Origin of the sequence: Streptomyces sp. NBC_01190 (genome assembly GCF_045039895.1) — a bacterium.
Classification (GTDB): Bacteria; Actinomycetota; Actinomycetes; order Streptomycetales; family Streptomycetaceae; genus Actinacidiphila.
The window spans coordinates 2,349,162-2,375,893 of the sequence record NZ_CP108580.1 but is presented as its reverse complement, the minus strand read 5'-3'; the positions used below and the strand labels follow the sequence as shown (position 1 = coordinate 2,375,893).

At 72.4% G+C, this 26,732-nt stretch carries 19 protein-coding genes and 1 tRNA gene; 14 read left to right on the top strand and 6 right to left on the bottom strand.

Going from position 1 to position 26,732, the window contains the following annotated elements; all coding sequences use genetic code 11:
- Window positions 1-71: 71 nt before the first annotated feature.
- Window positions 72-815 (bottom strand): IPT/TIG domain-containing protein, encoded by a 744-nt coding sequence (locus tag OG519_RS09980; RefSeq protein WP_405581447.1) that lies wholly within the window; start codon window positions 813-815, stop codon window positions 72-74.
- 394 nt (window positions 816-1,209) lie between these two features.
- On the opposite strand from OG519_RS09980, the gene OG519_RS09975 reads away from it, so the two are divergent.
- Together OG519_RS09975 and OG519_RS09970 are read left to right on the top strand one after the other, a co-directional pair.
- Entirely contained in the window at window positions 1,210-1,521 is a 312-nt protein-coding gene (locus tag OG519_RS09975) for a hypothetical protein (RefSeq protein ID WP_405581445.1), read from the top strand.
- Window positions 1,522-1,665: 144 nt separating this feature from the next.
- Window positions 1,666-2,697: a thaumatin family protein gene (locus OG519_RS09970; protein ID WP_405581442.1), complete on the top strand. Its 1,032-nt coding sequence runs from the start codon at window positions 1,666-1,668 to the stop codon at window positions 2,695-2,697.
- Between the two features lie 58 nt (window positions 2,698-2,755).
- Here the strand turns inward: OG519_RS09970 and OG519_RS09965 are convergent, their stop codons facing one another.
- A complete protein-coding gene (locus OG519_RS09965; RefSeq protein ID WP_405581439.1) occupies window positions 2,756-3,691 on the bottom strand; it encodes a helix-turn-helix transcriptional regulator in 936 nt (311 codons plus the stop codon).
- 102 nt (window positions 3,692-3,793) lie between these two features.
- On the opposite strand from OG519_RS09965, the gene OG519_RS09960 reads away from it, so the two are divergent.
- On the top strand, window positions 3,794-5,302 hold the full coding sequence (locus OG519_RS09960; RefSeq protein WP_405581436.1) for an MFS transporter: 1,509 nt from the start codon (window positions 3,794-3,796) through the stop codon (window positions 5,300-5,302).
- A gap of 66 nt (window positions 5,303-5,368) precedes the next feature.
- Here OG519_RS09960 and OG519_RS09955 read toward each other — a convergent pair whose 3' ends face one another.
- On the bottom strand, window positions 5,369-6,439 hold the full coding sequence (locus tag OG519_RS09955; RefSeq protein WP_405581435.1) for an alkene reductase: 1,071 nt from the start codon (window positions 6,437-6,439) through the stop codon (window positions 5,369-5,371).
- Between the two features lie 297 nt (window positions 6,440-6,736).
- On the opposite strand from OG519_RS09955, the gene OG519_RS09950 reads away from it, so the two are divergent.
- The 9 genes from OG519_RS09950 (at window position 6,737) to OG519_RS09910 (ending at window position 21,483) form a co-directional block, all read left to right on the top strand.
- Window positions 6,737-6,809, top strand: a tRNA-Ala gene (locus OG519_RS09950).
- A 701-nt stretch (window positions 6,810-7,510) separates the two neighbouring features.
- Window positions 7,511-9,469 (top strand): protease pro-enzyme activation domain-containing protein, encoded by a 1,959-nt coding sequence (locus OG519_RS09945; RefSeq protein ID WP_405581432.1) that lies wholly within the window; start codon window positions 7,511-7,513, stop codon window positions 9,467-9,469.
- A 347-nt stretch (window positions 9,470-9,816) separates the two neighbouring features.
- Complete coding sequence (gene leuS / locus OG519_RS09940) at window positions 9,817-12,783, top strand: leucine--tRNA ligase (RefSeq protein WP_405581429.1); 2,967 nt, start codon at window positions 9,817-9,819, stop codon at window positions 12,781-12,783.
- A 209-nt stretch (window positions 12,784-12,992) separates the two neighbouring features.
- The gene (locus tag OG519_RS09935; RefSeq protein ID WP_405581426.1) at window positions 12,993-13,733 is read left to right on the top strand and encodes a hypothetical protein; all 741 of its coding nucleotides are present in this window, start codon (window positions 12,993-12,995) and stop codon (window positions 13,731-13,733) included.
- A 361-nt stretch (window positions 13,734-14,094) separates the two neighbouring features.
- Window positions 14,095-14,940 carry a DegV family protein gene (locus OG519_RS09930; RefSeq protein WP_405581423.1) on the top strand — a complete coding sequence of 282 codons (846 nt, stop codon included), beginning with the start codon at window positions 14,095-14,097 and terminating at the stop codon, window positions 14,938-14,940.
- Window positions 14,941-15,039: 99 nt separating this feature from the next.
- Entirely contained in the window at window positions 15,040-16,014 is a 975-nt protein-coding gene (locus OG519_RS09925; protein ID WP_405581420.1) for a helix-hairpin-helix domain-containing protein, read from the top strand.
- 491 nt (window positions 16,015-16,505) lie between these two features.
- Window positions 16,506-18,908 carry a ComEC/Rec2 family competence protein gene (locus OG519_RS09920; protein ID WP_405581417.1) on the top strand — a complete coding sequence of 801 codons (2,403 nt, stop codon included), beginning with the start codon at window positions 16,506-16,508 and terminating at the stop codon, window positions 18,906-18,908.
- Between the two features lie 599 nt (window positions 18,909-19,507).
- The gene (locus OG519_RS09915; protein ID WP_405581414.1) at window positions 19,508-20,131 is read left to right on the top strand and encodes a winged helix-turn-helix domain-containing protein; all 624 of its coding nucleotides are present in this window, start codon (window positions 19,508-19,510) and stop codon (window positions 20,129-20,131) included.
- On the top strand, window positions 20,128-21,483 hold the full coding sequence (locus tag OG519_RS09910) for an MFS transporter (protein WP_405581411.1): 1,356 nt from the start codon (window positions 20,128-20,130) through the stop codon (window positions 21,481-21,483). The genes OG519_RS09915 and OG519_RS09910 overlap by 4 nt, the downstream gene beginning before the upstream one ends.
- A 36-nt stretch (window positions 21,484-21,519) precedes the next feature.
- On the opposite strand, the gene OG519_RS09905 is transcribed toward OG519_RS09910, so the two are convergent.
- A complete protein-coding gene (locus tag OG519_RS09905) occupies window positions 21,520-21,762 on the bottom strand; it encodes a hypothetical protein (protein ID WP_405581408.1) in 243 nt (80 codons plus the stop codon).
- A gap of 155 nt (window positions 21,763-21,917) precedes the next feature.
- Between OG519_RS09905 and holA the strand changes: the two genes are divergently transcribed.
- Window positions 21,918-22,904 (top strand): DNA polymerase III subunit delta, encoded by a 987-nt coding sequence (gene holA / locus OG519_RS09900; protein WP_405581406.1) that lies wholly within the window; start codon window positions 21,918-21,920, stop codon window positions 22,902-22,904.
- A 117-nt stretch (window positions 22,905-23,021) separates the two neighbouring features.
- Here holA and OG519_RS09895 read toward each other — a convergent pair whose 3' ends face one another.
- Window positions 23,022-23,636: a hypothetical protein gene (locus tag OG519_RS09895; RefSeq protein WP_405581403.1), complete on the bottom strand. Its 615-nt coding sequence runs from the start codon at window positions 23,634-23,636 to the stop codon at window positions 23,022-23,024.
- Between the two features lie 702 nt (window positions 23,637-24,338).
- Window positions 24,339-24,605 (bottom strand): 30S ribosomal protein S20, encoded by a 267-nt coding sequence (gene rpsT / locus OG519_RS09890; protein WP_405581400.1) that lies wholly within the window; start codon window positions 24,603-24,605, stop codon window positions 24,339-24,341.
- A 248-nt stretch (window positions 24,606-24,853) separates the two neighbouring features.
- On the opposite strand from rpsT, the gene lepA reads away from it, so the two are divergent.
- The gene (lepA, locus tag OG519_RS09885) at window positions 24,854-26,725 is read left to right on the top strand and encodes a translation elongation factor 4 (RefSeq protein WP_405581397.1); all 1,872 of its coding nucleotides are present in this window, start codon (window positions 24,854-24,856) and stop codon (window positions 26,723-26,725) included.
- Window positions 26,726-26,732: the final 7 nt, after the last annotated feature.

Sequence of the window (26,732 nt, the reverse complement as noted above, 5' to 3'; positions counted from 1 at the left end):
CCGCCGGGCAGGGCTGAACCCGCCCAGGCGCGCGGGGACCGCGGGCCTGGGCGGGCGTTCCTCGGGGGTGGTCAGATGCCGGGGCCGGCGAGGTAGGTGAAGGCGCCGGTGCCGGTTGCGGTGCCGCCGCTGGTGGTGACCACGATGTCCTGGGCGCCCGCGGTTCCGGGCGGGGTGGACGCCGTGACGGTGGTGTCGTTGAGGACGCTGAACGGGGCGGGGACGCCGCCGAAGGTGACCGACTGGGTTGTGGTGAGGGCGGTACCCGGGATGGTCACCACTGTTCCGCCGGAGGTCGGTCCTGAGGCGGGGACCGGGGTGCCGATGGTGGGCGCGTCGATGTAGGTGTAGGAGAGGCCGTTGTTGGTGCCGCCGGCGGTGGTGACGCTGACGCCGACCGGGCCGGCGGCTGCGCCGGCCGGGGCGGTCACGGTGAGCTGGGCGTCGCTGACCACGGTGGGGGTCGCGGTGGCCGCGCCGAAGTGCACCGAGGTCGCGGTGGACAGGCCGGTGCCGTTGATGGTGACGGTGTCGCCGCCGGCGGTGACGCCGGAGGTCGGGCTGATGCTGGACTTGAACGGCGCGCCGACGTAGAAGAACGACAGCGGGTTGCTGGTGCCGCCGGGCGTGGTCACCGTCACCGGAACCGTGCCGGCGCCGGAGGGAGAGGTGACCGTGACCGAGGTGGGCGTGTTGGCCGTGATGGTGGCCAGCTTCGTACCGAAGCGCACGGCGCTGGCGCCGCTCAGGTTGGTGCCGGTGATAGTGACGACGGTGCCGCCGCCGGTGGATCCCTGGTTGGGGGAGATAGGCATGGCTGTTTCCTTCGTTTTCCTTCATTTGGAACGCGGGTGTGAGGAGACGCGGGAACCGCGGGCGGACCGGATTCCGCCGGCTGGTGGATCCGCGATCCCATGACGGGGCTCATGCCAGGCGCTGTGACCACACCACATCCGGGTGGGTATCGAGATGGATCAACGCGAAGGCCGAACGCCACTTCCCGGAGAAGATGGGCGGCCCACCGGATCGATGAGACAAGTAAGCCAGCGGAGTGAGGACGCCACAACGGCTCTGACAGCGCACCACCCGAATGGCGCAGCGGCTCGAAGCGGAGGCATTCCAGGGCGCGACAGGCTTGTTGCCGCCGATCCGCGGGGACAGCGCGGCTCCGCCGCCCCGAACCGGGGCCCGTTGAATGGCAGGTGCAAGATGGGCGCAACGCATACGTCGCCGACCGGACTCCCGCAACGGCCGCAGTCCGCCGTCGCGTTGGCGGCTCCGGTGATCGTTCGGGCGGTGTTGACGGTCCCGGTGGGGATCCAGCCGCTGGCCTCGGCGGCGGGTGTCCTTGGGCTCAACGTCTATGTGGCCAGCAGCGGATCCAACACCGTCAGCGTCATCCAGACGCTCAACGCCGTGGCCCCCACCCTGGGACCGCGGTCCGGCGGCACCAAGGTGACCATCACCGTCACCATCGCGGGCGGCACCACCACACTTCCCGGCGCGTACACCTACTCCTGACGCACCTGACGCACCTGATACACCGGACGCACCTCCACCGCGGGGTCGGCGAAAAAGTGTTATCCGGGGCCTGACCGGGGGGTCTCCTGTGCACGGGGTCGAAACGCCGGAGACGGAACCGGAGACAGAGGCGGAAGGCACACGATGAAACGCAGGCGGCATCGGGCGAGGTCGGCGCGGGGATGGCTGGCCGTTTTCGCCGCGGCGGCGGCGACCCTGCTCATCTACTGGGTGGCCACGCCGCCCGGCGAGCACGGCGATCAGGCCGGCCGCGACGCGTCCACCGTCTCGACGAGCCCCGCCCCGGACGGTTCGGTGCCGGCGACGCCCACCAGCGGCCGTCCCAGCCCGTCCGCGACGGTCAGGACGACCCCGCTCGGTTCCGCGGGCCGGGCCGGCCACGGCATCACCAAGCCGAAGGCCTCCAACCAGCCGGGCGAACCCGGCCAGTCGGGTCAGCCCAAGCCCACCGGAGCGCCCGGAGCGCCGCCCGCCAAGGCGCCGACGGGCTCCGACCGTTCGATCACCATCGTCAACACCACCCAGCAGACCATCTGGGCCGTCGTCACCAACTCACCGGCCTATCCGGCGGGTCGCGAACTCCAGCCGGGGCAGAGCACCTCGCTGACGGTCGGCAACTCCTGGGGCGGCCGCATCTGGGGCCGGACCGGCTGTGACACCGACGCCAGCGGCTCCTGCCTGACCGGTGACTGCACCACCCACTGCGGCGGGCCGACCACCCCGACCACGCTCGGCGAGTTCACCTTCAACAGCTTCGACAACCTCGACTTCTACGATGTGAGCATGGTCGACGGGTCCAACCTGCCGATGTACATCAACATCTCGCACTCGGTGACCACCGACCCGATCAGCTCCGCTGGCTGCTACAAGGGCGTCTGCACCTCGCCGGTGAACTGCCCGAGCGCCATGCGGGCCACCAACGGCGGCCAGGTCATCGGCTGCAAGCCGCCCTGCGCCGCCTTCGGTGGCGACACCTACTGCTGCCGTGGCGCCTGGGCCGGCCGGGACAACTGCGTACCGGCCAAGTGGCCCGTCGACTACACCCAGGTCTTCAAGAAGGCCGAACCGTACGCGTACTCCTACGCCTTCGACGACGCGGCGACCATGTCCTGCAAGGGCGGCTGCTACTACCGGATCACCTTCGGCACCACTTAGCACGGACGCCAGGCCCGGCCCGTTCAACCGGTTCTGACGGGCCGCTCGCCACGGCCCCTCAGCCGGGGAGGGGCGCCAGCCGCGCGGTCCGCGCGGATTCCGCTCCGGCGAACAGTTCGGAGAGCGGGCGGCCGTGCAGCGCGCAGCCGACCAGCGGGTCGGGGATCTCCCGCAGCCGCTCGATCTGCCGCGCGTCCTCCACCGTGACGGGAGTGAAGGTCACGATCCGGTGCTCGGCCCGACCGTCGATGCTCAGCGAGATCGACGTCAGGTTGATGAGCCCGATCTCGGCGTGCCGGAAGACCTTCACATGGCTGCCCGGCGCGGCCACGTCGCCGTTGGCCCACAGCCGGGCGAACTCCGCGCTCTCCCCGATCAGCCGGGCGATGAACGACTCCCAGGCCGGCTCGCCGACGTGGCGGCCGTAGTCGCGGCGCAGCTGCGCCACCATCCAGGGCAGTTCCTCCGCGCTGTTGACGAAGGTCGAGCAGCAGCCGGGCACGGTGAACAGCTTGTAGAGCACATTGCGCTGCCGGGGCTCCACCAGCGCGGTCATCGGCCACAGCAGCCGATAGGTGGCGTTCGAGGCGACCACGTCGTAGCGGGCGTTGTAGACGCTGGCCGGCAGCGGATTGAGCGCCTCCAGCACCCCCAGCACCTCAGGCCCGAGCGCGCCCTCCTCCGAGACCGGCTCATGGACGAACGGAATGCCGGCCAGCCGGTAGAGGTGCTCGCGTTCGGTCACGTCGAGCTGGAGGACCCGGGAGACCGCGTCGAGCACCTGCACACTCGCGTTGATCGGGCGGCCCTGCTCAAGCCATGTGTACCAGGTCACACCGACCCCGGCGAGCTGCGCCACCTCCTCGCGCCGCAGCCCCGGCGTACGGCGTCGGAGCCCCGGCGGCATGCCGACGTCCTCGGGCGAGATACGGGCCCTGCGGCTGCGGAGATAGGCGGAGAGCTCGATGCGGCGGGCGGACTGCGACGGGGGCATGCTTCCCATAGTCACCGCAGGCCGCCGCCTGTGCCAGGTAGTGCTGGTACCAGCATCAGCGGGCTCTCGTTACCGGTACCGCGCCGACCGCATGCTGGCATCATGAACGATCACATCAGCGGTCGCGGGTCGTCCGCCACCGCCGCTCTCGAACCCGTCTCTCCCGGGCGGGGCCCGGTCGGCGCCGGGGGCGCGCGTGCGGCGGGGCCGCGGTCCGGGCTGCTGCTCGCCACCATCCTGGTGGGCCAGTTCATGGCCCTCCTGGACGTCTTCATCGTCAACGTCGCCGCGCCCACCATCCGTACCGACCTGCACGCCTCCGGCGCCGGGCTGCAACTGGTGATCGCCGGATACACCATCGCGTACGCGGTACTGCTCATCACCGGCGCCCGGCTCGGCGACCTGCTGGGGCACCGGCGGCTCTTCATGACCGGGCTCGCGGTCTTCACCGTCGCCTCACTGGCCTGCGGGCTCGCCCAGAACACCGGAGAGCTGATCGGCTTCCGGTTCGTCCAGGGCGCCGGCTCGGCCCTGATGATTCCGCAGGTGCTGAGCCTGCTCCAGCTCAACTTCACCGGTGAGGCCCGTACCAAGGCGATGAGCGTCTACTCGGCGGTGGTCGCCTCGGGCGCCGCGCTCGGCCAGTCGCTCGGCGGGGTGCTGGTCAGCGCCGACCTCTTCGGCACCGGCTGGCGGCCGGTGTTCCTGGTCAATGTGCCGATCGGCCTGGCCCTGCTGGTGCTCGCGCCCAAGGTGCTGCCCGCCGACGTGCGCAGCGCGCCCGAGCGGCGGCGCGGCCTGGACCTGCCGGGCTTGATCGTACTGGCCGCCGCGGTCACCCTCTTCACGGTGCCGCTGGTCCTCGGCCAGGAGGAGGGCTGGCCGGTGTGGGGCTGGGTGTGCCTCGGCCTGAGCGCGGCCGCCTTCTGGGTCTTCACCGTCATCGAGGGCCGGCTGGCCCGGCGGGGCGGGGCGCCGCTGGTCTCCCCCCGGGTGCTGCGGGCACCCGGTATGACGGCGTCGGTCGTCGTGATCATGCTGGCGATGGCGATCAACGCGGGCTTCCTCTTCGCGGTGGCGCTGCACCTCCAGACCGGGCTCGGCTTCAGCGCGCTGCACACCGGCCTCACCTTCGTGGCCTGCGCGGTGACCTTCGGCGGGTTCGGGCTGACCTGGCGGCGGCTGCCGGTGGGCTGGCGGCCCTGGCTCGCGCCGGTGGGGCTGCTGATATCCGCCGGGTCGCTGGCCGGTCTCGGGCTGGCGCTGCGCGGTGGCGGCGACGGCGGTATCTGGCTCTACCTGACCTTCCTCACCCTCGGCCTCGGCCTGGGCATGGCCTTCGGTCCGACCTTCACGCTCGCCCTGATGAAGGTCGTCCCGCAGGACGCCGCCGACGCCAGCGGCCTGCTGGCCACGGTCACCCAGATCGGGCAGCTCATCGGGGTGGCGACGCTGGGCACGCTGTTCCTGAACCGGCTCGGCGTACCCGGCCCGCATCCCTCGGCGCACGCCTTCGCGGTGACGACGGTGGCGTTGACGGCGGTCTCGGTGGCCGGTGCGCTGGTGTCCGGGGCGGCGGGTGTGGGGAGCCGGCGGCGGGCGCGGGCCTGAGCCGGCGGGTGCCGGGCTGATCCGGCCGGCGCGCGGGGGCCTGAGCGCCCGCGGCTCTTTCGGCGGTCAGTCCGCCAGGGCCGGGTAGTCGGTGTAGCCGCGCTCGTCGCCGCCGTAGTACGTGGCCCGGTCCGGGACGTTGAACGGGCCGCCCGCGCGGAGCCTGCGGGGGAGGTCGGGGTTGGCGAGGAAGAGGGCGCCGTAGGAGAGGATGTCCGCGGTGCCGTCCTCGATCAGCGCCAGCTCCTGCGGGCCCGAGGGGCGGCCCTCCGTGCGGGCGTTGAGGATCACCACGCCGCTGAACCGTTTGCGCAGTTCGAGCGTCAGCGCCCGGTCGCCGGTCTCCGTGATGTGCAGATACACCGGGCCGATCGGTTCCAGGGCCCGCAGCAGCGCCAGATAGGTCGGCTCCGGGTCGGGCTCGTCGATGTCGCCGAGCGGATTGCCGGGGGAGATCCGCAGCCCCGTCCGGTGGGCGCCGACGGCGTCGGCCACCGCCCGGACCAGCTCCGCGGCGAAGCGGGCGCGGCCCTCCGGACCACCGCCCCAGGCATCGGTGCGGAGGTTGGAGCTGGGGGCGAGGAACTGGTGGGCGAGATAGCCGTTGGCGGCGTGCACCTCGACCCCGTCGAAGCCGGCCTCGATCGCGCGGCGGGCCGCGGCGGCGTGATCGGCGATGGTCCGCCGGATACCGTCCTCGTCCAGTTCGCGCGGGACCACGTAGTCCTGGGCGCCGGCCGCGGTGTAGATCCGGCCGCTGGCCGCGACGGCGGAGGCGCCGACCGGGATTAGCCCCTCCGGGGTCACGGTGGGGTGGCCGATCCGGCCGGTGTGCATGAGCTGGACGAAGATCCGGCCGCCGGCCGCGTGCACCGCGTCGGTGACCTTCCGCCAGGCCGCGACCTGCGCGGCGCTGTGCAGTCCCGGGGTGTCCGGGTAGCCCTGGCCCGCGGCGGAGGGCTGGGTGCCCTCGGTGATGATCAGCCCGGCGGAGGCCCGCTGCGCGTAGTACGCGACGGCGGCGTCCGTCGGGCTCAGCCCCGGCCCGAAGGCGCGGCTGCGGGTCATCGGCGCCATGGCGATCCGGTTGGGCAGCCGCAGCCCACCCAGGTCGACGGGGTCGAACGCGGTGGTCACGGCGGCCTCCCAGCTCGGCGTACGGCCGGCCGGCGTGGCGGTCGGCCGGGCATACCGTAACCCGATGGCGGGCCGCGGAATGTTGAGGCTTCATGAACTCTGCCGCGGCGGGCGAACCCGTGCCGGGCGGACCTCCGGGGGCCTTCGGGGAAGCACCGGGGAGTTCCGTGGGACCTCCAGGGGTGGGCGCGAAGACCGAGGTCGAACGGCCTTACGCGGGCCGGAAACCGATTTGCCGAACCACCCCGCGAGCCGTGTAAAGTACCCCAAGTCGCCGGGCACACCACCCGAAGACGCGGGGCTGTAGCTCAGTTGGTAGAGCGCTTGCATGGCATGCAAGAGGTCCGGGGTTCAATTCCCCGTAGCTCCACTCGGATGAGGGTGAAGTGTGCTCGTGGACAGCGCGAGCCCGGTTCACCCTCGTTGTGTTGTGCTCGGCTTCGCCTCGCGTGGCGGGGGCTTCGCCACCCGCACCCCCTTCTCGGCACTAGGGGGCTGGCGTCCAGGGTCAGGTGGGGCACCCCTCGGGGGCCCGCCGGGGTTGCCGTCAGCGGTTGGTGCGCCGCACCGGCGGTGCCCCGTCAGGGGCGCGGGGAACCGCGCGCTCAGGCATGACGCGTCCCGCGCGTCGCCACCGGCCCGAAGGGGCAGTTGCTGTCGTCGCCGGACCACCGGCCCGCGCTGAGGGCTGGGGGTTTCCCCACTCCGCTCTCGCGACCGCTCAAGCGGCGACGCCTTGCGTCGTACGTTCGACGTATCGCCACATCCCCAACAAACGTGATCTGTTGAGGCGGGCAAGGCGCTGCTAGCGTCGGCCCGGTGAGGTGGAAACGGAGCACGAGAGTCCGCAACGGGCATAAAGGACAGCGGGGTTGACGGTGTGTGTGCGAGCCGCTCCGCCATGCCGCCGCGACGGCGGACCCGACCGTTCCTTGACCTTCTCTTGGGTAAACCATGCCCCTGGCATGAACTGATCAGCGAAAGAGTATCGCTCTGCGGTACCAGCCGTACGCATAGCGGCAATGGCGGCGACACCGCATCATGCTGCAACTCGCTTCGCATGGGGGTTTCATGAGACTTGAGCGCAAGAGAACCCGCGTGGGACTGGTGGCCGCGGCGGCGTTGCCGCTGGTCGCCAGTGCCCTCGTCCTGGGCGCGCAGTCGGCCACGGCCGACACCTCGCAGGGACGTCAACTCCTGAAGGGCACCAAGCCCCAGTGGGCGACCGCCGCCGCGGACCGGGGTGCCACGGCCGACTCCAGCAAGGTGACCGCAAGGGTCTACCTCGCCGGCAAGGACGCCGCAGGGCTCGCCGCGTACGCCAAGGCCGTATCGGACCCGAACTCGGCGAACTACGGGCACTACTTGTCCTCGGCCCAGACCCAGTCGCGCTTCGGCGCCACCGCGTCGCAGATAGCCGAGGTCACCAACTGGCTGCGGTCGGCCGGCCTCAAGGTGACCGGGTCCAACCAGCACTACATCACCGTCACGGGTGATGTGTCGGCCGCCGAGAAGGCGTTCGGCACCCAGCTTCACAATTACACCAAGAGCGGCCACACTTACCGCGCTCCGACGGGTACGGCCTCCGCGCCGGCCTCGCTCCAGGGCGCCGTACTCACCGTCACCGGCCTGGACAACGCGCCGAAGAAGTCCAGCCACGACGACACCCTGCCGCCCCCGGAGGCGGTGTTCCGCAACTCCGGGCCTTTCTCGACGTATTACGGCTCCAAGACCGACAAGAGCCTGCCCAGCGCGTACGGCAGCAAGGCCCCGTACACCATCAAGGGCTACACGGGCGAGCAGCTCCGTGCCGCCTACGGCGCGGGCAAGTACACCGGCAAGGGCGTGACGGTGGCGATCACCGACGCGTACGCCTCGCCGTACATCGCCCAGGACGCGGCGCAGTACGCCAAGGCCAACGGCGACCAGAAGTACAAGAAGGGCCAGCTCTCCCAGGTGCTGCCCACTGATTACAACAGCACCGACGACTGCGGGGCGGCCGGCTGGTACGGCGAGGAGACGCTCGACGTCGAGGCCGTGCACGCGGTCGCGCCCGACGCGGACATCGTCTACGTCGGCGGCGCCTCCTGCTTCGACAACGACCTGCTCGACGCGCTGAGCAAGGTGGTCGACAACCACCTCGCCGACATCGTCTCCAACTCGTGGGGCGACGTCGAGGCCAACGAGACCCCGGACGTGGCCGCGGCCTACGACCAGGTCTTCCAGCAGGGCGCGGTCGAGGGCATCGGCTTCTACTTCTCCTCCGGTGACAACGGCGACAACGTCGCGTCCACCGGTGTGAAGCAGGCCGACACGCCCGGAAACTCCCCGTGGGCCACCTCGGTCGGCGGCACCTCGCTCGCGGTCGGCAAGAACGACAAGTACGAGTGGGAGACCGGCTGGGGCACCGAGAAGTCGGTGCTGTCCGCGGACGGCAAGACCTGGACCGGCTTCCCCGGCCCGTACACCTCCGGCGCGGGCGGCGGCACCAGCCAGCTCTACGCGCAGCCCTTCTACCAGGCGGGCGTCGTGCCCGACGCGCTGTCGCTGGCCAACGGCGGCACCGTCAAGCAGCGGGTCGAGCCCGACATCTCCGCGGTCGCCGACCCCAACACCGGCTTCCTCGTCGGTCAGACCCAGGCCTTCCCCGACGGGTCGCTCCAGTACAGCGAGTACCGGATCGGCGGCACCTCGCTCGCCGCGCCGGTGATCTCGGCCGTGCAGGCGCTCGCCCAGCAGGCGCGGCACGGCATCGCGATCGGCTTCGCCAACCCGCTGATCTACAACCAGTACGGCACGTCCGCCTACCACGACGTCACCGACCACCCGCTGGGTCAGGGTCAGGGCATCGGGGTCGTCCGGGTCGACTACGCCAACTCCTTCGACGCCTCCGACGGTCTCATCACGTCGCTGCGCACCCTGGGTGTGGACGCCTCGCTGCACGCCACGCCGGGCTACGACGACGTGACCGGTGTGGGTACCCCCGCCAAGGGCTACGTCACCTCGTCGCTGCCGAAGAACAACCGCTGAACCCTCGGCTCCACCTCCCGGGCGGTCCGCCGCCCGGGAGAGCCAGAAACGAGTCCGGCCACCGGTCCCCGGCGGCCGGACTCGGCCGTTCCCCGGCCCTCGGGTGCGGCCGGGCCGCGCCCACCGGCGGGGGCCGCTGCCCTGAACCGCCCGGGGATCCTCGGTGCGGCGCCCCGGGGTGCTGCGGTAACCTGAGTGCATGCGAGCTGTGAGCCTTCTGCTGAGCGAGCCGCGCTGACCACGAGCGACGTCAGTGCGGCACCCCTCCTGCGCGGGGGGCTTTTTTGTTTCCGCCGCGGACTCACCGGCGGCGCTGCCGTCACGACATCGATGGAGTACCGAGGACGATGAGCGACACCACCCCGACCCCCGAGACGGCTGCGCCCCACCGCTACACGGCCGCGCTGGCCGCGGAGATCGAGGAGCGCTGGCAGGACTACTGGGACGAGCACGGCTCCTTCGCCGCGCCCAACCCCAGCGGCGAGCTGAACTCGGCGCCCGAGCTGGCCGCCCGGCCCAAGAAATTCATCATGGACATGTTCCCGTACCCCTCGGGTGCGGGCCTGCACGTGGGGCACCCGCTGGGCTACATCGCCACCGATGTCTACGCCCGCCACCAGCGGATGACCGGCCACAACGTGCTGCACACGCTGGGCTTCGACGCCTTCGGGCTGCCCGCCGAGCAGTACGCGGTGCAGACCGGCACTCATCCGCGGGCCTCGACCGAGGCCAACATCGTCAACATGAAGGCGCAGCTCCGCCGGCTGGGCCTGGGCCACGACCGCCGCCGCTCCTTCGCCACCATCGACCCCGACTACTACCGCTGGACGCAGTGGATCTTCCTGCAGATCTACAACTCCTGGTACGACCCCGACGCCGACCGGGCGCGCCCCATCGACGAGCTGGTCCGCCAGTTCGACGAGGGCGTACGGGCGACCCCGGACGGCAGGCCGTGGGCCGCGCTGACCGGGCCCGAGCGGGCCGACGTACTGAGCGACTACCGGCTGGCGTACGTGGCCGAGTCGCCCGTCAACTGGTCGCCGGGCCTGGGCACCGTACTGGCCAACGAGGAGGTCACCGCCGACGGCCGCTCCGAGCGCGGCAACTTCCCGGTCTTCAAGGCCAATCTGCGCCAGTGGAAGATGCGCATCACCGCGTACGCCGACCGGCTGCTGACCGACCTGGACGCGCTGGACTGGCCCGAGGCGATCAAGCTCCAGCAGCGGAACTGGATCGGCCGCAGCGAGGGCGCCCGGGTGGACTTCCCGGTGCGCGGCGCCGACGGCGGGCACGGCGGCGCGGCGCACGGCGGTGCCGGAGTCGGCGGTGCCGGTGCCGGAGTCGGAGTGGGCGGCGGTGTCGGTGCCGGGGAGCACGCGATCACCGTCTTCACCACCCGCCCGGACACCCTGTTCGGCGCCACCTACATGGTGCTGGCGCCCGAGCACGAGCTGGTCGACCCCATCGTCCCGGCCGCCTGGCCCGAGGGCACGCACCAGGTGTGGACCGGCGGCCACGCCACGCCCGCCGAGGCGGTCGCCGCCTACCGCAAGCAGGCCGCCACCAAGTCCGACGTGGAGCGGCAGGCCGAGGCGAAGGAGAAGACCGGCGTCTTCACCGGCGCCTTCGCCGTCAACCCGGTCAGCGCTGAGCCGGTCCCCGTCTTCATCGCCGACTATGTGCTGATGGGCTACGGCACCGGCGCGATCATGGCCGTGCCCGCGCACGACGTCCGCGACTTCGCCTTCGCCCGCGCCTTCGAACTGCCGGTGCGCCCGGTGGTCGAGCCGACCGACGGCCGCGGCACCGACCCGTCGACCTGGGACGACGCCTTCGTGTCCTATGACGCGAAGATCATCAACTCGGCCAACGACGAGCTGAGCCTGAACGGCCTGGGCGTGGTCGACGCCAAGGCCGCCGTCACCGCCTGGCTGACCGAGCGGGGCATCGGCGAGGGCACCGTCAACTACCGCCTGCGCGACTGGCTGTTCAGCCGCCAGCGGTACTGGGGCGAGCCCTTCCCGATCGTCTACGACGAGGAGGGCACCGCCCACGCGCTGCCCGACTCGATGCTGCCCGTCGAACTGCCCGAGGTGGACGACTACCGCCCCCGCACCTTCGACCCGGACGACGCGGACACCTCCCCGGAGACCCCGCTGTCCCGCAACGAGGACTGGGTCACCGTCGAACTGGACCTGGGCGACGGCAACGGTGTGCGCAGCTACCGGCGCGAGACCAACACCATGCCCAACTGGGCGGGTTCCTGCTGGTACGAGCTGCGCTACCTGGACCCGGCCAACAGCGAGCAGGCGGTCTCCCCGGAGGCCGAGACGTACTGGATGGGACCGCGCGAGGGGCAGCCGGCCGGCGGTGTCGACCTGTACGTCGGCGGCGCCGAACACGCCGTACTGCACCTGCTGTACGCGCGCTTCTGGCACAAGGTCCTCTACGACCTGGGCCACATCTCGTCCTTCGAGCCCTTCCACAAGCTCTACAACCAGGGCATGATCCAGGCGTTCGTCTACCGCGACGCGCGCGGGATCGCGGTGCCGGCCACCGAGGTCGAGGAGCGGGACGGCGCCTACTACCACCAGGGTGAGCCGGTTTCCCGGCTGCTCGGCAAGATGGGCAAGTCGCTGAAGAACGCGGTCACGCCCGACGAGATCTGCGCGGAGTACGGCGCCGACACGCTGCGGCTGTACGAGATGGCGATGGGCCCGCTCGACGTGTCCCGGCCGTGGGACACCCGGGCGGTCGTCGGCCAGTACCGGCTGCTGCAACGGCTGTGGCGCAATGTCGTCGACGAGGCGACCGGCGAGGTCACCGTGGTGGAGACCGAGCCCGACGAGGCGACGCTGCGAGCGCTGCACAAGGCGATCGACGGGGTGACCGGCGACCTGGCCGCGCTGCGGTTCAACACCGCGATCGCGAAGATCACCGAACTCAACAACCACCTGACGCGGAGCGCGTCGGGCGGGGTGCCGCGCTCGGTCGTCGAGCCGCTGGTGCTGCTGATCGCGCCGCTGGCCCCGCACATCGCGGAAGAGCTCTGGTCCCGGCTGGGCCACTCCGGGTCGCTGACCCACGAGCCCTTCCCGGTCGCCGACCCGGCGCTGGTGCAGGACGAGACGGTGACGTGCGTGGTCCAGATCAAGGGCAAGGTCAAGGCGCGCCTGGAGGTGGCGCCGACCGTCTCCGACGCCGATCTGGAGGCGGCGGCGCTGGCCGACCCGGCGGTGGTCGCCGCGCTGGGCGGGGCGGAGGTGCGGAAGGTGATCGTGCGGGCGCCGAAGCTGGTGAACATCGTCGTCTGAGGGGTCTGGTCCGGTCCGGCTGAGCGGGCAGGGCTGGGCTGGGCTGGGCTGGTGCGCCGGGGCCGGAGCTGGGGTCGGGCGGTGCCGGCTTCGGGGGCGTTGTCAGGGCAGGCTCGGGGATCGCGGGGATCCCTGGGCTTGCCCCTTGCGGTTACGGTGGAGGGAGGCCGTTCGCGGCCCGCCGCAGTGCCCCGGACTGGAGGTTGCCCATGGAGACCGCAGGCATCATTCTGCTCCTGCTTTTCGTGTTCTTCGCGGTCTTCGTGTCGCTGGCCCTGATGGCGACGGTTCGAACGGTCCGCACGGTCAAACAGCGCTTCCGGAAGGGCACCGCCCAGGCCCGGCGGGTGATGGAGGACGGCAGGCTGCGGGCCCGCCGCTACACCGTCGTCGGCCCGGCGGGAGAACTGGTCCGGCTCCGGCTGGAGCTGCGGAACTCCATCGACAGCACCTTCCAGGCGCTGGAGGCCGACGGCGCCGAGGACGCCTCGCTCGCCGAGGCCGCGGGTCTGCTCCACCGGCTCAGCGACCACGCGTTCGCCCTCGACACCGAGCTGAAGATGCTCGAACAGGAGCCGGACCGGGCCCGGATCGCCAACCGCCTGCCCGATCTCACCGCCCGCGCCCACAGCATCACCCGCTCCGCCGACTCCCTGCGCTGGGCCGCCCAGGACCGGGCCCGCCGCTTCGCCGACGACGAGCTCTCCGCGCTGACCCGCGAGGTCGACCTGGAGGCCGGGGCACTGCGGCACTGGGCGCCGGTGGAGTCGGGAGAGGCAAGGGAGGCAAGAGAGGCGCGAGAGGCAGGGGAAGTGCGGCCGGGGCCCGGACCGGCGCCCGGCTCCGGACTCGGGCGCCGGCTGTTCGGGGCCCGAGGGGGCGACGGGCGCGGCGTCGAGTCGCCCGGCAAGTTGGGCCCGACCGGCAATTTCGGCGGCCCGGGGGATTGAGGGTCGGCGCCCGGCGGTCGACCACGGCGGGCCGGGTGGCCCGTGGTGGGTGTGGGGGTGGCCCGGGCGGGCCGCGGGGGGTGGCCCGGGCGGGCTGAGCCGGAGCGGACCGGGCGGGGCCCGATTCCGGCGGGGGCGCGCGGCCGGGCGAGGTGCGGGGCCGCACCAGGTCCCCGCGGTGACGCCCGGCGGGGGACGCGTCGTGGCTGGCGGAGGATGCGTTACGCCTGGCGGAGGCCCTGCGGCGGGCGATCAAGAGTAGGGCGAACAAGCGACGCCCCACCAGTCGACGCCCGGGTGAGCGCGGCGGTACGCGAGCCCGAACTGTCCCCCCGACCTGCTGCCGGGTAACCTCCCGCTCATGTCCCCGCAAGTCGCCATCGTCACGGATTCCACGGCCTATCTGGCACCGGAGGCGCTGACCCGGCACGACATCTCGGTCGTGCCCCTCACGGTGGTCATCGGGAACGAAGCCCTCGAAGAGGGCACCGAAATCTCCGCCTTCGCCGTCTCCCGCGCCCTGCAACGGCGCCGTCCCGTCACCACCTCCCGCCCGAGCCCCGCCGAATTCGCCGCCGTCTACGCGTCCGTGGCGGCGTCCGGCGCGGAGGCCATCGTCTCCCTTCATCTGTCCGCCGAGTTCTCCGGTACCTACGACGCCGCGCTCGTCGCCGCCAAGGACGCTCCGGTGCCGGTCCGGGTGGTCGACACCGGTGTGGTCGCGATGGCGCTGGGCTTCACCGTGCTGGCGGCCGCCGAGACCGCGGAGAGCGGCGGAACGGCCGACGAGGTGGTGGCGGCGGCGGAGAAGCGGGCGGCCGACACCTCGGCGTACTTCTATGTCGACACTCTCGATTACCTCCGGCGGGGTGGTCGAATCGGCGCGGCCCAGGCGCTCTTCGGCTCGGCGCTCGCGGTGAAGCCGCTGCTGCGGCTGGTGGACGGTCGGATCGAACCGCTGGAGAAGGTCCGTACGGCTTCCAAGGCGATCACCCGGCTGGAGGAGATCGTGGTGGGGGAGGCGGGGACCCGGCGGGTGGATGTGGCGGTGCATCACCTCGGGGCGGCGGAGCGGGCCGCGGTGCTCGCGGACCGGTTGCGGGAGCGGGTGCCGGGGCTGGGCGATCTGGTGGTGGGTGAGGTGGGGGCGGTGATCGGGGCGCATGCCGGGCCCGGGCTGCTCGGCGTGGTGATCTCACCGTACTGATCTTTGGGTGGGTGTGGGCGAGTTATCCACAGGGGAGGGTTTTCCACAGATTTCGGTGCGGCTCGTTTTCAGCCGGTGATCCGGTCCAGCATCGAGTGCATGAACTCATTGAGGCAATTGAACGAATTGAGCGGATCCGCCAGGCTGGACGGGCCGGACAAAGCTGCTGCGCCGGGCGTGCTCAGCGGGCAAGGCGGTCCGAGCGGACCGGGCGGGCCGAACGCGTGGACCGGGCCGGGGCGTGCCGCGGTTCGGGGCGGGGGCAAGTCGGAGGCGGCGGAGCGGCTGCGGGAGCGGGCGGGTGCGCTCTTCGGCGGCGGGGCGGTGGCGCCGGAAGTGGCGGATCCGGTGGTGCCGGAAGTGGCGGATCCGGTGGTGCGGGTGCCCGGGACGCGGGAGTTCTCCGGGGGACGTGTGGGCCGGCTGCGGCAGTGGCTTTTTGTCAGGTGCGGGCTGGAGTTCAGGACGGTCCTGGCGCTGGGGGTGGTCCTCGTCGTCGCCGCCGGGCTCGCCTTCCAGCACTACTGGGTGGGCCGGCCACGAGCCGTCGGGGTGCCACCGCCGGTGGCCGCGGCTCTCGCGGCCCCGACCCCGGCGGCGGGATCCGCCCCGCCCTCCAAGGCGCCCCCGAAGGTCACCGTGGATATCGCGGGCAAGGTCGCGCGGCCCGGCTTGCGCCGCCTTCCCGGGGGATCCCGCGTCGCAGACGCACTGGCCGCGGCCGGCGGCCCCCTGCCCGGCACCGACACCACGGCCCTCAACCTCGCCCGGCAGATCAGCGACGGCGAACAGATTCTCGTCGGCGTCACCCCGCCCGCCGCTCCCGCCCCGGCCGACCCCGCTGACCCCGGCGGCTCCTCCGGCGCCGGGACGGGAACGGGACCCCCGCTGAGCCTCAACTCCGCGACCGCCGCCCAACTCGAATCCCTCCCGGGCGTCGGCCCCGTACTGGCCCAACACATCCTCGACTTCCGCACCCGGCACGGCGGCTTCACCTCCCCGGCCCAGCTCCGCCAGATCCCAGGCATCGGCCCCCGCAAATTCGCCACCCTCCAGCCCCTGGTCCGCCCATGACCGGCCATCGCGGGAGACGGAAGGAAGCCCGCCGAGCCGCGGCGGGCGGGCCAGGCGGGGCAAGTGGCGGTCGAGAGCCGGGCGGGCCCTCGGGCGGCGATGACGACAGGGGCGTTGGACATGATCGCGGTTGGCGGTCCGGCCAAGGCACGGGCGGGGCGGTCGGCCGGGGGGACGGGCAGCGGGGCGGGTCGGACAGGGCCGGGGAGTTGGCCGGGCGGGGTGCCGGGGTGAGGCGTGGCGCGGGGGGCCGGAGGCTGGACGGCACCTCGGGCGGGGCGGTTGCGGGGGTGGACGGGACGGTTCAGGAGTCGGAGGTCCCGTCGGCCGCACCGCCCTCGTCAGCCTCGTCGCTCTCACCGGCCTTCGCGGAACCGGCGGACGCGGCGGCCTTCGCGGAACCGGCGGCCTTGCCGGACGCGGCCTACCCAGCGGGCCCGGCTGGGCCGGAGGCGGGGGGTAGTGGGTGGGGGAACAGGGAGCGCGCGGCGGTGCACGCTGCTGCCGCCTCGCCGCTGGGGGCGTCGAACCCTCGGCAGGAAGGGCCCGTCGACCTGCGGCTGGCGGGGCCGGCGCTGGCCGCGTGGGGGGCGGCGGCGGTGGTCGGGTCCGGTGTGGTGGGGACGCCGGGGTTGCCGCAGGTGTTGGGGGCGTTGGCGGTGGTCGCCGCGGCGGCCGTGGTGGCCGGTCCGTTGCTGTGGCGGCGGCCCGGGGTGTGGCCTGCGGTGGTCGCCGTGGTGCTGTGCGGAGCCGTGGCGGCGGGCGCGGCGGCGCTGTGGCGGGCGGACCTGACCCGGGGCCCGGTGCCGAAGCTGGCCGGGCAGCGGGCGGTCGGCGAGGTGATCGTGCGGGTGGACGGCGACCCGTTCGTGGTGGGGACACCGCGGACCGTGGTGGTGCGGGCGACCGCCGAGCGGGTGGGGGCGACCCGGATGCGAACGCCGGTGGTGCTGCTCGCAGGTGAGTTCGCCCCGGAGTGGCTGCGGTTGGTGCCGTCCACGCGGGTCGCCGTGACCGGGCGGTTCGCGCCGCCAGGACCGCGGGACGACGATGTCGCCGCCGTGCTGCGGGTGCGGGGCCCGCCGAGCGTCACCGCGCCGCCGGACCGGGCCCAGCGGGTCGCCGGCCGCCTTCGCGCCGGCCTGCGGGACGCCGCCGCCCCGCTGCCCGAGGACGCCCGGCAACTGCTGCCGGGACTGGTGGTCGGCGACACCTCCGCACTCGGCCAGGACCTCGCGGCGGCTTTCCGGGCCACCGACCTGGCTCATCTGACCTCCGTTTCGGGGGCGAACCTCACGCTGGTGCTGATCCTCCTGATCGGGCCGCCCGGCCAGGCGATCAGAGCCGAACGGAGAGGCGTGGCCGCCTCCTTGGGGCTGCCGCTGCGGTGGACGGCGTGCGCCGGGGTGGCCCTCACCTTGGGCTTCACCCTGCTGTGCCGCCCCTCGCCGAGCGTGCTGCGGGCCGCCGTGTGCGGTCTGGTCACGCTGCTGGCCATCGGTACCGGCCGGCGCAGATCCCTGCTCCCCGCGCTGGCCGCCGCCGTGCTCCTGCTGGTGCTGTACCAGCCGGCGCTGGCCCGGTCGTACGGCTTCGTGCTCTCCGTGCTGGCGACCGGTTCGCTGCTGACGCTCGCCCCGCGCTGGAGCGCGGCACTGCGGGCGCGCGGGGTGCCGGTGCGGTTGGCGGAGGGGCTCGCGGCTGCGGCGGCGGCGCAGGCGGTGTGCGGACCGGTGATCGTGCTGCTGTCGGCCCGGCTGAGTCTGGTCGGGGTGCCGTGCAACCTGCTGGCCGAGCCCGCGGTGGGGGCGGCCACGGTCCTCGGCTTCGCCGCGCTGCTCGCCGCTCCGGTCGCCCCGGCCGCCGGGCACGCCCTGGCCTGGTGCGCGGGCTGGCCGGCCCAGTGGATCGCGCTGGTGGCCCGGCGGGGTGCCGCGTTGCCGGGCGCGCAGATCGGCTGGCCCGGTGGCGGTACGGGCGCCGCCCTGCTCGCGGTGGTGACGGTCGCCCTGGTGGTGGCCGGCAGGCGGCTGCCGTACCGCCCTTGGCCGGCGGCGGCCTGCGCGCTCCTGCTGCTGCTCGCCCTGCTGCGTCCGCTGCCCATGCCCCGGTGGGTGGCGCGGTGGCCGCCGGCGGGGTGGCGGTTCGCGATGTGCGATGTCGGTCAGGGGGACGCGCTCGCGCTGTCGGCCGGGCCCGGCGCTGCGGTGGTGGTGGACGCGGGGCCCGATCCGGCGAAGGTGGACCACTGCCTGCGGGACCTGCGGGTGCGCACCATCCCGCTGCTCATCTTGACCCACTTCCACGCCGACCATGTGGACGGCCTGCCCGGGGTGCTGCACGGCCGGACGGTGGGCGCGATCGAGACGACGGTCATCGGCGAACCCGTCGGCCAGGCCGCCGAGGTCCGGCGGGAGGCGGCGGCCGCCCGGGTCCCCATGGTGCGGGCCGCCGCGGGCGAGCGGCGGGGCATCGGCCCGCTCCAGTGGCAGGTGCTCTGGCCGCCGGCCGACCCGGACGGGCTGCCGCCCGACGATCCGAACGACGCCAGCGTGGCACTGCTCGTGCACGCCGCCGGATTGACCCTGCTGCTGATGGGCGATCTGGAACCCGACATACAGGACCGGTTGCTGACCGAGAACCCCGGCCTGCCCCGGGTGGACGTCCTCAAAGTCGCCCACCACGGCTCCTCCTACCAGGACCCGGCGCTCTTCGCCCGGGTCCGCCCCAGACTGGCGTTGATCAGCGTCGGCGCCGGCAACCCCTACGGCCACCCCTCGGCCCGCACGGTCATCACCCTCCGCGCCCTGGGCGCGGTCGTGCTGAGAACCGATCGCGACGGCCCGATCGCCATCACCGGCGACACCCCGGCCACCCTCGGCGCCGCCACCTGACGGGGGACCCGCCGGCTCGGCTCGGTCGAAGTCGCCGTCGGAGTGGCGAGCCGGGGGGAGTGCGTGAACTGTTCGCGCCCCATGCGCGCGCCCCGTGCGCCCTGGTGATGCCGCGGGACCCATGGCACGCTCGAAACGCATCACCTCATCGGTGAGCGGGGCCGGGTCGTTTGGGCGATTCGGTGACTGGGGGTCGCGAATCACCCGGTCGACCCGGCTCATGGGAGAAAGAGATGAGGTGATGAAGGTGGACAAGGAGAGTGCTCGCAGTCGAAGGGGCCCGATCCAGGAATTAGCCAAACGGCTGGGCATAGCCCTGGGCGCACGCGCGCTCTGGACCCTTGCCGTAAGGCTGATCGACCACCACTAGGGTCACGGTGCCGACCCGCACCGCTGCCAGGCCCGGCGCTACCCCCAGACGCCGGACAGGCCAGGACCCACCACCAGTGCACCCGTCGACACCACGTCGGCGGGTGCACTGGCGGTTTCCCCCGCAACGCCCCCCGCGGCACGCCACTTCACCTCTCGCCCATCCCACCGCCCTCCGCACCGTCCTGCCCTGTGGGTTGTAAAGGACTGTTTCTAAAGATAGCTTTAGGATGGTGACCGAGAAGAAGAAGGCCAAGGAGTCCGAGGTTCATCTCAGTGATCCACGGGCGTTGCGGGCATACGCGCATCCGACGCGGATGAGTCTGGTGGGGCTGCTGCGGCGGGAAGGGCCGTTTACGGCGACGCGGGCGGCCGAGCTGACCGGGGAGTCGGTCGCCAGTTGCTCGTACCACCTGCGGATGCTGGCCAAGTACGGGCTGGTCGAGGAGGACGACCCGGACGGGCCCGGGCGGGAGAAGCCGTGGCGGGCCACCGCCGAGTCGACCAGTTGGGCCGGCTGGTCCGACGACCCGGCGGAAGCCCAGGCGGCCCAGGCACTGACCCTGGCGGTGGCCGAGAACTACTTCCACCGGCTGACCCGGGCGCTGGAGTCCCGGGCCGCGCTCCCGCGACCATGGCAGGAGGCCGAGCGCTTCACCGACAGGACGCTCTTCCTCACCCCCGCCGAGCTGACCGACCTCGGCGACCGGATCGACGCCCTCATCGCCGAGTACGCCGACCGCGACACCGACCCGTCCCGCCGCCCGGCGGGTGCCCGCCGGGTGCCGTATCTCCAGGTCGCTTACGTCGCGCCCGAAACAGGGCCGGGCGCCGGCACCCGGGAGGGGAGTTGACCGGCGCCACCGTGCTGCGCGCGCTCGCCGACCGGGCCCCGGCGCTGCTCCGCGAGCCACCGTTCCGCCGCTACTGGACCGGCCACACCGTCTCCCTCTTCGGCGACCAGGTGACCTTCCTGGCGATCCCGCTGACCGCCGTGCTGGTGCTGCACGCCGACGCGGCCGAGATGAGCGGGTTGTCGGTGGCGGGACTGCTGCCCGCGCTGCTCTTCTCGCTCGCGGCCGGCGCCCGGGCCGACCGCAGAGGCCGCAGACGCCGCACCATGATCGCCGCCGATCTGGGCCGGGCGGCGCTGATCGCCTCGATACCCGTCGGCTACGCCCTGGGCCACCTCACCCTGATCCAGCTCTACCTGGTGGCCTTCGCGGTCGGCACCCTCTCGGCGGTCTTCGACGTCTGCGACGCCGCGCTGTTCGTCGCGCTGGTCGAGCCCGCGCGGTACGTCGAGGGCAACGCGCTGACCAACGGCAGCCGGGCGTTCTCCTTCGTCGCCGGGCCGAGCGTCGGCGGTCTGCTGGTCCAGGCGCTGGCCGCGCCGGTGGCCCTGCTCACCGACGCGCTGTCGTACCTGGTGTCGGCGCGGCAACTGGGCCGGATCGACCCGGTCGAACCGCCCGCCACACGGGCGGAAAAGGGCCACATCATGGCCGGTCTGCGCTTCATCGGCCGGTCACCCGTGCTGCGCGCCCTGCTGGGCGGCGCGGCCACCGTCAACTTCTTCAACTTCGTCTTCCACACCCTGGTCGTCCTCTACGCGGTCGACCAACTGGGCCTGAACGCGGGCACGCTGGGCGTGGTGATCGGGGCGGGCGCAGTCGGCGGCCTCATCGGGGCGGTGTGCACCGGCCGGATAGCCCGCGCGATAGGCGTCGGACCCACCGCGCTCCTCGGCTACCTCGGCTTTCCCGCGCCGCTGCTCCTGGTGCCGCTGGCCGGCGGACCGCACTGGCTGGTCCTCGGGGCCTTCTTCACCGCCGAGTTCGCCTCCGGCTTCGGGGTGATGCTGCTGGACATCACGGCCGGCTCGGTGAAGGCCGCGCTCGTACCCGACGCACTGCGCTCCCGGGTCAGCGGCGCCATGGGTACGGTCAACTACGGCATGCGGCCGCTCGGCGCTCTGGCCGCCGGGGTGCTCGCCGGCCCCCTCGGGCTGCGCCCCACGCTCTGGGTGGCCACCGTCGGGGGAGTGCTCAGCGTGCTCTGGCTGCTGCCGTCGCCGCTGCCCCGGATGCGGGAGCTCCCGGCGAAGCCGCCGGACCCGGCCGCGTCCCCGCCGCCGAAGGACGCCGCCGCGCACCACGCCGCCGCGCACCACGCGACCGGCGAACCGGGCGCCGACTCCGGATGACCGCCGTGCCCGGTCCGCCGCCCGCCCGGCCGCCGCTCACTCCTCGATCCACCCCTCGTGCGCGGTGGCCACCGCCTCCAGTTCCGCCGGGTCGAGCAGGCCCGCCGGGTCCTCCAGGACCAGCAGCCACTGCGCGTCCTCCGCGTCGTCCTCGCCGGCCAGCGCGTCCCTGACCAGGCGCGGCTCCTCGGGCAGGGCGAAACCGGCGGTCAGCAGCTCGGTGACCTCTTCCGCCGTGTCGCGGTCGGGCAGCACCAGGACATGTCGTACGTCGCTCACCGTCGCATTCTCCCCGACCCGGCGCACCCCGGCGGATCCGGCGGATCCGGCGGATCCGGCGGATCCGGCGGATCCATGCTGACCCGGCGGCCCCCCGGCGCCGACCACCGCCCAGGGCCCGCGCTGTCCTACCCCCGTGCGATGCTGGACACCACATGGCCAGGAAGACCGCTCCAGACGACCTGCTCGCTCCGCTCACCCTCGCGGTGGGCCAGGAGGACCTGCTGCTCGACCGCGCCGTGCGGGAGGTGGTGACGGCGGCCCGCGCCGCCGACGCCGACACCGACGTGCGCGATCTCGCGCCCGAGACGGTGCAGCCCGGCACCCTGGCCGAGTTGACCAGCCCCTCGCTCTTCGCCGAGCGCAAGGTCATCGTGGTGCGCAACGCCCAGGACCTCTCGGCCGACACGGTCAAGGACCTGAAGGCGTATCTGGCGGCGCCCGCCGAGGAGATCATCCTGGTGCTGCTGCACGCCGGGGCCGCCAAGGGCAAGGCGGTGCTCGACGCCGCCCGCAAGGCCGGGGCCCGCGAGGTGGCCTGCCCGAAGATGACCAAGCCGGCCGACCGACTGGCCTTCGTCCGGGCCGAGTTCCGCACCCTCGGCCGGTCCGCGACACCCGAGGCCGGGCAGGCCCTGGTGGACGCCATCGGCAGCGATCTGCGGGAGCTGGCGAGCGCCTGCACCCAGTTGACCGCCGATGTGGACGGCACCATCGACGTCGAGGTCGTCGCCCGGTACTACACCGGTCGCGCCGAGGCCACCGGCTTCGAGGTCGCCGACCTCGCCGTCACCGGACGGACCGCCGACGCGCTGGAACGGCTGCGCTGGGCGCTCTCCGTCGGCCAGCCGCTGCCGGGCATCACCTTCGCGCTGGCCTCCGGGGTGCGCGCCATCGGCAAGCTCGCCTCCGCCCCGCGCGGCGCCAACCCCGGGCAGCTCGCCCGGGACCTCGGCATGCCGCCGTGGAAGATCGACCGGGTGCGGCAGCAGCTCCGGGGCTGGACCGCCGACGGCGTCTCGGTCGCGCTGCGGGCGGTCGCAGAGGCCGACGCGGCCGTCAAGGGCGGCAGCGCGGACCCGGCCTACGCCCTGGAGAAGGCCGTGGTCACCATCGCCCAGGCATCCCGCGCCCGCGCCTGACCTGGGCCCCGCCTGACCTGGGCCCGTGCCTCACCTCGGCCTCGCACCCCGCGCACCCCACCCCCAGCCCCCAGCCCCCACCCTCAGCGCCGCCGCCCCCGCCCCCCGGCGGCCCGCTCAACCCCTGAGCTTCGGCAGCGTCGCCTTCGTCGCCGCCTGCACCCACGCCGTCGCCTGGTCAACCGTCGGCACCGTCGTACCGTTCTGGGTGTCGAGCGAGGACGCGTACTGGCTCCAGTTCATGGAGTACGTCATCCAGCCGTCGCGCACCGCGAGCGTCACATAGCGGTCGCCGCTGCTGGTGGTCACGGTGTCCTGGGTGACCAGGTACGCCTCCTCGCCGTACCCGCTGATCGGCTTGACGTCGTACCGCGAGCCGGCCTGCTGGCTGTAGCCGAGCCAGTCGTCGGTGAACTCGGGTCCCGGGTCGGTCTTCTTGTGCAGCGAGTACTGGACGTAGACATAGGCGTCCGGATAGGAGGAGCTCGCCATCTCCAAGCCCACACTGCACGACATGTCGTCCACGGCCTTGCCCTTGACGGTGCTCCCGGTGGGGGTCGCGTCGTCCTGCGGATAGGTGCTCTTGAACGCCGACACGTCGGTGTTCTTGCAGAGGTTCTCGGTGAGCGTGTAGCCGTTCAGGCCGCCGGCGGACGAGCCGCGCCGCAGGAGCAGCACGCCGCCGCCCCACACGGCCGAGGCCACCGCGGCGCCGACCACCGCCCACAGCACCGCCTTGGCCGCGCCGCCGCCCCGGCGCCCGCCCGGACCGCCCGCGCCGCCGGCGCCTCCCAGAACACCAGCGCCACCCGGGTAGCCGGTTCCCGGCGCTCCCGGATATCCGGTGGGCCCCGGCCCGCCGCCGTAATACGCACCGGCCCCTTGAGTCTGCGGGCCGTACGGGCTCGGCTGCGCGTAAGGATTGTGCTGCGGCGGGACCGGCGCCCCGTACCCGCCGACACCCGGCACCTGACCCGGCTGGCCGCCCGCGGGGGACGCCGAAGACGCCGGGGACGCCGGGAACTGCGGAGGCGGCGGAGGCGGCGCGGACGGCACGGAGGGTATGACGGGCGGGGACGGCGGTGAGGCCGGAGGCGGCGAGGACTGCGGGGCGTACGGAGAAGAGGCGCTCGGCTCTTCCGGCGGCGTCGACATGGACCGAGATTAGTGGGAAAGCGAACCGCCCGCCCGGGAGTTGATCCGGGCGGGCGGTGAGCCGAGCACCGAGCTAGAAGCTCGGCGGAACCTCGGCAGAGCACTGCGTGCTGCTGAAGGCGAGCCGTACAGCCTGTCCGCTGGTCGCGCCGCAGCCACGTGGCGAACGTCCGCGTGCGGCGCGGTCGATCCGGGCGATGCCGGTCCGGGCGGTAGAGGGGCCGCTGAGTCCGGTTTCCGGCGGTGCCGCGGAACGTACCGAGGCGGAGAGGCGGCGGATCAGGCCTGGAGCGTGGTGACCGACTGAGCCAGGGCCGACTTCTTGTTGGCGGCCTGGTTCTTGTGGATGACACCCTTGCTGACGGCCTTGTCGAGCTTCTGGGCGGCCAGGCGGGCGGCGGCGGTGGCCTTCTCGGCGTCACCGGCGGCCACGGCCTCACGGGTGCGACGGATCGCGGTCTTCAGCTCGGACTTGACGGCCTTGTTGCGCTGGCGCGCCTTCTCGTTGGTCTTGTTGCGCTTGATCTGGGACTTGATGTTCGCCACGAAGGAGCCTTCTCAGGTTCGTATCTACAGTGTCTACGGACGGTCTACAAAGACGTGTCTCTAAAAGGGTGTCCCCCGCGAGCTTCCACGGGTTCCAGCCTCGGGTAGAGGGCACGAGGCACAGCGCCCCAGGCTACCAGCAGGCCGCCCGCGCTCCCAAACCGATGGCGGGCCCCGGCCATGGGACTATGGGAGCAACGTACCGCGTCTCATGAAGTCCTCAAGAGTCTCAAGAAACTGGACCCTGCGTGCCCGCGACCCCTTCGAACGTCCCGGAGCCGAGCCGTACCGACCCGGCGCTGCTCCGCAACTTCTGCATCATCGCCCACATCGACCACGGCAAGTCCACCCTGGCCGACCGGATGCTGCAGCTCACCGGCGTCGTCGACGGCCGGCAGATGCGCGCCCAGTACCTGGACCGGATGGACATCGAGCGTGAGCGCGGCATCACGATCAAGTCGCAGGCGGTGCGGCTGCCCTGGGCGCCGCGCACCGGTGAGGACGTGGGCCGCACCCACATCCTGAACATGATCGACACCCCCGGGCACGTCGACTTCACCTACGAGGTCTCCCGCTCGCTGGCCGCCTGCGAGGGCACGATCCTGCTGGTCGACGCGGCCCAGGGGATCGAGGCGCAGACACTGGCCAACCTCTATCTGGCGATGGAGAACGATCTGGCCATCGTCCCGGTGCTCAACAAGATCGATCTGCCGGCCGCCCAGCCGGAGAAGTTCGCCGAAGAACTGGCCAACCTCATCGGCTGCGACCCCTCCGACGTGCTCCGGGTCTCGGCCAAGACCGGCGTGGGCGTGGACGCGCTGCTCGACCGGGTAGTGCGCGAGGTGCCGGCGCCGGTCGGCGTGAAGGACGCGCCCGCCCGCGCGATGATCTTCGACTCGGTCTACGACTCCTACCGGGGCGTGGTCACCTATGTCCGGGTGATCGACGGACAGCTCACCAAGCGCGAGCGGATCCGGATGATGTCCACCGGCGCCACCCATGAGCTGCTGGAGATCGGCACCAACTCGCCCGAGATGCTGCCGGCCGACGGTCTGGGGGTCGGCGAGGTCGGTTATCTGATCACCGGGGTGAAGGACGTCCGGCAGTCCAAGGTCGGTGACACCATCACCACCCTCACCCGGGGTGCGACCGAGGCGCTGGGCGGCTACAAGGACCCCAAGCCGATGGTCTTCTCCGGCCTGTACCCGCTGGACGGCTCGGACTACCCGGAGCTGCGCGAGGCGCTGGACAAGCTCCAGCTCAACGACGCCGCCCTGGTCTACGAGCCGGAGACGTCCGCGGCGCTCGGCTTCGGCTTCCGGGTCGGCTTCCTCGGCCTGCTGCACCTGGACGTGATCCGCGAGCGGCTGGAGCGGGAGTTCGGGCTCGACCTGATCGCGACCGCGCCCAACGTGGTGTACCGGGTGGTCATGGAGGACGGCCGGGAGCATGTCGTCACCAACCCGAGTGAGTTCCCCGAGGGCAAACTGGCCGAGGTCCATGAGCCGGTGGTGCGGGCCACGGTGCTGGCGCCCACCGAGTTCATCGGCGCGATCATGGAGCTCTGCCAGAACCGGCGCGGCTCGCTGCTCGGCATGGACTACCTCTCCGAGGACCGGGTGGAGATCCGCTACACCCTGCCGCTCGCCGAGATCGTCTTCGACTTCTTCGACCAGCTCAAGTCCAAGACCCGGGGCTACGCCTCGCTCGACTACGAGCCCACCGGCGAGCAGAGCGCCGAACTGGTCAAGGTCGACATCCTGCTGCACGGCGACAAGGTGGACGCCTTCTCCGCGATCACCCACAAGGACAAGGCGTACGCGTACGGTGTCCGGCTGGTCGCCAAGCTGCGCGAGCTGATCCCGCGGCAGAACTTCGAGGTGCCCATCCAGGCGGCCATCGGCGCCCGGGTGATCGCCCGCGAGACGGTGCGCGCCATCCGCAAGGACGTCCTCGCCAAGTGCTACGGCGGTGACATCTCCCGCAAGCGCAAGCTGCTGGAGAAGCAGAAGGAGGGCAAGAAGCGGATGAAGATGGTCGGCAACGTCGAGGTGCCGCAGGAGGCCTTCATCGCCGTGCTGTCCACCGACTCCGAGGGCGAGTCGAAGACCCGCAAGTAGCGCGGGC

Excerpts from the sequence above, each read along its gene's own strand:
- OG519_RS09980 (WP_405581447.1), bottom strand. The coding sequence starts at position 815 with ATGCCTATCTCCCCCAACCAGGGATCCACCGGCGGCGGCACCGTCGTC.
- OG519_RS09975 (WP_405581445.1), top strand. The coding sequence starts at position 1,210 with ATGGGCGCAACGCATACGTCGCCGACCGGACTCCCGCAACGGCCGCAG.
- OG519_RS09970 (WP_405581442.1), top strand. The coding sequence starts at position 1,666 with ATGAAACGCAGGCGGCATCGGGCGAGGTCGGCGCGGGGATGGCTGGCC.
- OG519_RS09965 (WP_405581439.1), bottom strand. The coding sequence starts at position 3,691 with ATGCCCCCGTCGCAGTCCGCCCGCCGCATCGAGCTCTCCGCCTATCTC.
- OG519_RS09960 (WP_405581436.1), top strand. The coding sequence starts at position 3,794 with ATGAACGATCACATCAGCGGTCGCGGGTCGTCCGCCACCGCCGCTCTC.
- OG519_RS09945 (WP_405581432.1), top strand. The coding sequence starts at position 7,511 with ATGAGACTTGAGCGCAAGAGAACCCGCGTGGGACTGGTGGCCGCGGCG.
- leuS (WP_405581429.1), top strand. The coding sequence starts at position 9,817 with ATGAGCGACACCACCCCGACCCCCGAGACGGCTGCGCCCCACCGCTAC.
- OG519_RS09935 (WP_405581426.1), top strand. The coding sequence starts at position 12,993 with ATGGAGACCGCAGGCATCATTCTGCTCCTGCTTTTCGTGTTCTTCGCG.
- OG519_RS09930 (WP_405581423.1), top strand. The coding sequence starts at position 14,095 with ATGTCCCCGCAAGTCGCCATCGTCACGGATTCCACGGCCTATCTGGCA.
- OG519_RS09925 (WP_405581420.1), top strand. The coding sequence starts at position 15,040 with ATGAACTCATTGAGGCAATTGAACGAATTGAGCGGATCCGCCAGGCTG.
- OG519_RS09915 (WP_405581414.1), top strand. The coding sequence starts at position 19,508 with ATGGTGACCGAGAAGAAGAAGGCCAAGGAGTCCGAGGTTCATCTCAGT.
- holA (WP_405581406.1), top strand. The coding sequence starts at position 21,918 with ATGGCCAGGAAGACCGCTCCAGACGACCTGCTCGCTCCGCTCACCCTC.